Raw genomic sequence first — 5,860 nt, 5'->3', positions numbered from 1 at the left:
CCGGGCACCCGTTTCCGTACATCTCCAATCTGTCGCTGTCGCTGGCCGTGGATATCAAGGACCCGGTCACCGGCAAGGCGCATTTCGCGCGCGTCAAGGTTCCGCGCTCCCTCCCGCGCTGGGTATCGATCGGCCGCGGCCACTGCTTTGTGCCACTCGAAGAGGTCATCGGAGCCCATCTGGGTTCCCTTTTCCCAGGCATGGAGGTGCAGCGCTGGTTCACGTTCCGCATCACGCGCTACTCCGATCTCGACCTCGGACAGATGGATCAACCCGAGGACCTGCTAGAGACCATCGAGCAGCAGGTGTTTCAGCGTCGCTTTGGTGAGGTGGTACGGCTCGAGGTCCAGCGTGACATGCCGGAGCGCATCCGCACGCTGCTGCTGGAGGAACTCGGCGAGAGCGAAACCCAGCTGGTGGCGCCGCTGGTGATGGCCGATGTCCATGATCAGGACGACCTGCTCGAGTTCGGCGACCTCATGCAGCTGATCAGCATCGACCTGCCGGAATTGAAGGATCCACCGCATACGCCTCAGGTGCCGAGCGCCTTTCGCGATGCGCGCAACATGTTCGATGCGATTCGCGAGCGCGACGTGCTCGTGCACCATCCTTTCGAATCGTTCAGCGCCTCGGTGGAAGCGTTTCTCGAGGCGGCGGCGAACGACCCGCACGTGCTCGCCATCAAGCTCACGCTCTACCGCACCTCCGGCGACACCGCCATCGTGCGCGCGCTTACCTCGGCGGCCGAAGCGGGCAAACAGGTGGCGGTGATCATCGAACTGCAGGCCCGGTTCGACGAGACCAACAACATCTCGTTCGCGCGCGCCATGGAAAGCGTGGGCATTCATGTCGCGTACGGGTTGCCTGGCCTCAAGACGCACGCCAAGACGATCCTCGTGGTGCGTCGTGATGCCGACGGCATCCGGCGATACGTGCACATCGGTACCGGCAACTACAACACCAAGACGGCGCGGTTGTACACCGACATGGGGTTGTTCTCGTGCAATCCCGATCTCGGCGCGGATCTCTCCGACCTGTTCAATTCGCTGACTGGCGTGTCGCGCCAGCGCTTCTACCGGCGTCTGGCGGTGGCGCCGGTGACCCTGCGAGCCCGCATTCTGGAACTCATCGACCGCGAAACCGCCCTCGCCCGCGCCGGGAAGGGCGGGCGTATCATCGCGAAGATGAATGCCCTGGTCGATCCCGAGATCATTGCCGCGCTGTATCGTGCGTCGCAGGCGGGCGTCACAGTTGATCTCATCGTCCGCGGCATCTGCTGTCTCGTACCGGGGTTGGCGGGGGTCAGCGACAATATTCGCGTGATCAGCATCATCGGCCGGTTCCTCGAGCATTCGCGCATCTTCTTCTTCGCCAATGCCGGACACCCCGAGTACTACATCGGCTCGGCCGACTGGATGCCCCGCAACTTCGATCGGCGTGTGGAAGTGATTGCCCCCATCGAAGACCCGGCACTCCACAGGGGAATCGAGGCAGTGCTGGCGACCTGTCTTGGTGATAATCGCCAGGCATGGGAACTCTGCGCCGATGGCCAGTATCGTCGACGGCAGCCAGAAGGCGAGGCGGTGCGGGGTACGCACCAGACGCTCATCAAGGAACCGTGGGGCACCGAGGCCGGCCGGCCACCACGTCGTAAGAAGAAGAGCAACGCCGCCGACTGACCCACGAGACGGCGATGGCGAGCGACTACTCGCCGTCGCCGTCTGCGTCTGCGCTGACCTCGGTTCCGTCGGGAAGCATCACGAGAATCGGACGTCCCAGCACCTCTTCGAGCAGGTGGCGCTTGCGGCTCGCCCCCCAGCATTCGAGGCGTACATTCGATGCGCCCTCGGCCTCGCCCGCCACCACGCGGACCGCATCCGCTCCCCACTTCACCGTGAGGCTCCCCACTGCGCCTACGTGCCCCCGGTCCATGCCATCGGCGAAGCGCAGCAGCGCCGACAGCTTCACGATGCGTTCACGCGTCTGCTTGTCGAGTTGCCCGAACCCCGCATGCTTGATTTTCGGGGGCGCTCCCCGATGGTACCGCGCGATGTGCGCAATCATGATCTGCTCGGCGGGGGTCATCCCCAGCAGATCTGCATGCGAGATCAGGTGGAACGAGTGTTTGTGGTGCTTCTCGTAGTTGATGTGGTACCCCACATCGTGCAGCAGCGCGGCATCGGCAAGGAGGCGCCGGTCGTCTGTCGACAGACCGAGGCGACCCGCCAATGTATCAAAAAGCTGGAGCGAGAGTGCCTGCACCTGCCGTGCGTGTGGCTCCTCGTAATGGCATCGTTCGGCGAATTCGCGCACCGAGCGCTCACGCGCGACACCGGGGTCGGCCACCTTGGGCGTCACGCGCGCCGCTTCCAGCAGGAGTCCTTCGCGAATGCCGTACGCCGAGGCGAGGAGATCGCGCGGATCGAAACGCGACAGGACCTCGGCCGCGACCGCGAGCCCGGCCACGATGATATCGGCGCGCGCCGGGTTGAGTCCGGGTACCTGTTGGCGTTCCACCGACTCCATGCGCGACAGCCATTCCAGCACGTGTTCGAGTTCGGCCCGCGTGACACGGGTCCCGTGCAGTGAGCGTACCGTGACATGCGCCCGCGCCAGCACCATCCCGGCGAGGTTGGTGAAGGTGCCGCCGCTACCGATGACCTGCGCGCCGCGCCAATCCTTCACCGGTACGGACTTCTTCAATCCGTCGCGTACGTGTTCGCGCAGCGCACGTACGCGACGCGGACGAACGCCCTGCGCGAGAAACTTTTCGGTCAGCCGGACGGCGCCAAAGGGCAGCGAGGCCACACGCTCGATGAGGCCGTCCTTGGCCAGCACCAGCTCGAGCGACCCGCCGCCGATGTCCATCACCACCGTCCGGCCGGCCCCCAGCTCAAAGTGGGCCAACGCACTACGGAAGCAGAGCAACGCCTCTTCCTCACCACTCAGCACCCGAACCCGTTGGCCCGTGCTGGCCAATACGCGCTCTGTGAACTCGTCCGAGTTCGCCGCATCACGCACGGCACTCGTGGCCACGATTTCGATGCGCGCCGCTGCCAGCTGATGCGCCAGCGTGACCATGCGTTGTACGGCGGCGACTGCCGAGTCGATCGCCGTCGACGAGAGTGCCCCTGAGCTCTCGAGCCCATCGCCGAGACGGGGCATGGCCTTCATTTCGTCGACTACCCGAATGGCGCCGGCGGGGGATACGTCGGCGATGATTTGGCGGACGGAGTTCGAGCCGATGTCGATGGCGGCGATGCGAAGTTCGGATGCCGGCGGCGAAAGGTCCGTCATGGGCTGAGCAGGGCGAGGAGCACGTGCGAGAGGAACGGCGGTGTCGCTCCGCCCATAGAACCGTAGGGGCTGCGACGGCTTCGACGCAAGGTCGCGCGCGTGCTATTCCGGTGGGATCGCCTGATCGAGCTGTCGCAGGATGCGCTCGGCCGCCGCCGTGGGAAGGGGCACGTAGCCCATGCTCGACGCGATGGCCGCTCCATCGTCGTACGCCCAGCGCAGGAACTCGACCATCTGTCTCGATCGATCGCGCCCCGCCATGTCGGGATCGAGCAACAGAAACGTGAACGCGGACAGCGGATACGCCTGAGCGCCGGGAGGATTCGCGAGAGATACGCGGAATCCCGACTGCCGGTCGAGCGGGTTGCCGCCGATCGAGTCGAGGACGGCCGTGGCCGCCGACGCGATCTCGAAGGGCAATGGCGAGACGAATCGCCCCTCGCGATTGCGCAGATGCGCGACCGGCAAGCGGTTCTGGCGCGCGTACACGACCTCTACGTAGCCGATGCTGCCGATGGTGGCCTTCACCTCACCGGCAATGCCTTCGTTGCCACTGCCGCCAACGCCGATCGGCCATACGAGCACGCGCCCACGGCCGGGGCCCTCGCGGGGCTGATCTGACTCAGATACTCACTCAGCAGCCACGTGGTCCCGCTTCCATCGACCCGGTGTACCACCACAATGGGGAGATCCGGGAGTTCGACCTCGGGATTCAGAGCCTGCAATGTCGCGTCGTTCCACCGGGACACGCGGCCCAGGAAAATGGCCGCGATGGCGTCTCCGCTCAGGCGGAGGGGACGCTTGATGGAGGGCAGGTTGTAGGTGATGCCCACGGCCCCGATTGCGGTGGGGACGTGCAAGATGCGGGTGCGCGCGCGATCCAGCTCGTCATCGGTCATGGGGACATCGGTGGCGCCGAAGTCCACCGTGTGCGCAATAAGCGCTTCGATACCGGCCGACGACCCAATCGACAGATAATTGATCCGCCTGTTCGCCGCGGGCGCGTACTCGTTGAACCACCGCGCATACAGCGGATACGGAAAACTCGCGCCAGCACCGGTGAGCTGTGCGCGCGGATCAGCAGGATTCGCCGCCGAATCCGACACCACCCCGGAGTCCACGGTACGACCGCATGATGCGAGGCTCATCGCCAGCAGCGCACACGCCCCGAAGCGACGCGCGGCACTCCCTCCCATCTTGGCGAATGCACTCATATCCGATTGCCGAGCCCGATGAACTTGAAGCGGCCATCACGTTCGATGATGCTGCCGAACAGATTGCCTTCCAGCGGTTTCTCGCCCGGCACACTGAAGCGCACCGTGCACCGCTTGTGCAGCGTGTGGCGCCCTTCCACTTCCGGCGGATTCGGGCAGGTAAACGCGCTCACGGTAATCGTCTTCCCTCCCAGTCGATTCACCAGCTGGCGTGCCCCATCGTCGGAGCCGACGAGGATTTGGCTCCAGAGAAGCGCCGGCGGGGCTTCGTAGGGCGGACGCGAGAGTGGTGAATCCTCGTAGAAGAGCCATGCGAACTCGGCTCGACTGAGGACCATCGCGTTGAGTGCGCTTGTGTCGCTCGCCATGAGCGCTGCCGCGAGCCGCTGCACGAGCGCGCCTCGGGAGGCGCTCGCGTGACTCAGCGTATCCTGCTTCGGGAGATCGGCGCGGAACCGCTGCAGGGCCTCGGCCACCGGAATGATCGAGTCGACGGTCCCACCGGCCGCCACCACGTCCTTCACGTGTGCAGCCTGCTTCTCCGCTTCGGTGAGATCACGGGCAGGGCTGTCTCCTCGGCAGGCGACAATCGAAAAGCAGGCAATCGCAGCAACGGCGGTAAGGGCAGGGCGAAGCACGAAATGATTCACGCAAGGGTGGAGAGGGAATGACAAGCGGCCGGCGCCGAAATCGACGCCGGCCGCCCGATGTTCAACCTACGCCGCGGAAATCAGTTGCGGGCGTAATTGGTCCAGTTGGCCCACCACTTGGTGCCGCCCGGCGCGGCGGCGCCGCGATAGGCCGTACCCGTGATGAACGCGCCGGCACGCGCGGCGATACGCGGATCGGCCGTGAAGGCGGACAAGCCACCCGTGGCGATCGGCGAGCCCGTCGCCGGCGACCAGTCGAAGCTGGCGCCGTTGGTCGGCGTGGCCGGGAGCGCCGTGAACAGGCTGGCGGCCGTGACCGTCGACGCCGCCACTTCGTTGATCTGGTTGCGGCCAGTGAAGGCGGTCTGCTGGCCGAAGTTCGTGCCGCCGGCCGGATCGAACATCACGCCACCGTTCTGCACACCGTTTTCGGCGAGGTAGTTGTTCTTGACGATGAGTGAGTCGGCCAGGAAGCGATTGTTCGTCGTGGAGTCACGCATCGAGAGAGCCTGACGCGCCGAGCGGGCGATGACACCGTTGAAGTAGTGACCGCCGGTACCGCGGCGCAGCACGATGCCCACGCCGCCGTTGGTCGGCGTCGTTACCGAGCCGGTGCCGACGAGCGTGAAATTCGCAAACATGTTCATGTTCCACAGGCCATCGTCACGGCCAGCGCTCTGCGCGTTGGCGCCGGACGGC

Annotated in this window: 6 protein-coding genes; 1 reads left to right on the top strand and 5 read right to left on the bottom strand. The window is 65.4% G+C overall.

From position 1 onward, the window contains the following. The coding region (gene ppk1 / locus ACIQ6O_RS11610; protein WP_396207952.1) for a polyphosphate kinase 1 at positions 1-1,679 on the top strand (1,679 nt) is incomplete at its 5' end. Between the two features lie 25 nt (positions 1,680-1,704). Here ppk1 and ACIQ6O_RS11605 read toward each other — a convergent pair. From ACIQ6O_RS11605 to ACIQ6O_RS11585, 5 genes are all read right to left on the bottom strand, one after another. Further along, positions 1,705-3,297 (bottom strand): HD domain-containing protein, encoded by a 1,593-nt coding sequence (locus tag ACIQ6O_RS11605; protein ID WP_396207951.1) that lies wholly within the window; start codon positions 3,295-3,297, stop codon positions 1,705-1,707. A 102-nt stretch (positions 3,298-3,399) separates the two neighbouring features. After that, positions 3,400-3,882 carry a hypothetical protein gene (locus tag ACIQ6O_RS11600; RefSeq protein ID WP_396207950.1) on the bottom strand — a complete coding sequence of 161 codons (483 nt, stop codon included), beginning with the start codon at positions 3,880-3,882 and terminating at the stop codon, positions 3,400-3,402. Further along, complete coding sequence (locus tag ACIQ6O_RS11595; RefSeq protein ID WP_396207949.1) at positions 3,822-4,511, bottom strand: phosphate ABC transporter substrate-binding protein PstS; 690 nt, start codon at positions 4,509-4,511, stop codon at positions 3,822-3,824. Before ACIQ6O_RS11595 ends, ACIQ6O_RS11600 begins: the two co-directional genes overlap by 61 nt. Then, positions 4,508-5,149: a hypothetical protein gene (locus ACIQ6O_RS11590; protein WP_396207948.1), complete on the bottom strand. Its 642-nt coding sequence runs from the start codon at positions 5,147-5,149 to the stop codon at positions 4,508-4,510. Before ACIQ6O_RS11590 ends, ACIQ6O_RS11595 begins: the two co-directional genes overlap by 4 nt. A 92-nt stretch (positions 5,150-5,241) precedes the next feature. After that, a partial coding sequence (locus tag ACIQ6O_RS11585; RefSeq protein WP_396207947.1) for a hypothetical protein occupies positions 5,242-5,860 on the bottom strand: 619 nt, incomplete at its 5' end.

This window comes from Gemmatimonas sp. (assembly GCF_044345575.1).
GTDB lineage: Bacteria > Gemmatimonadota > Gemmatimonadetes > Gemmatimonadales > Gemmatimonadaceae > Gemmatimonas.
Note: the sequence above shows the minus strand (reverse complement) of the source record. Positions and strands in the feature narration are given on the sequence as shown.

Bases quoted from the DNA above. Each gene is read 5' to 3' on its own strand.
- ACIQ6O_RS11605 (WP_396207951.1), bottom strand. From the start codon at position 3,297: ATGACGGACCTTTCGCCGCCGGCATCCGAACTTCGCATCGCCGCCATC.
- ACIQ6O_RS11595 (WP_396207949.1), bottom strand. From the start codon at position 4,511: ATGAGTGCATTCGCCAAGATGGGAGGGAGTGCCGCGCGTCGCTTCGGG.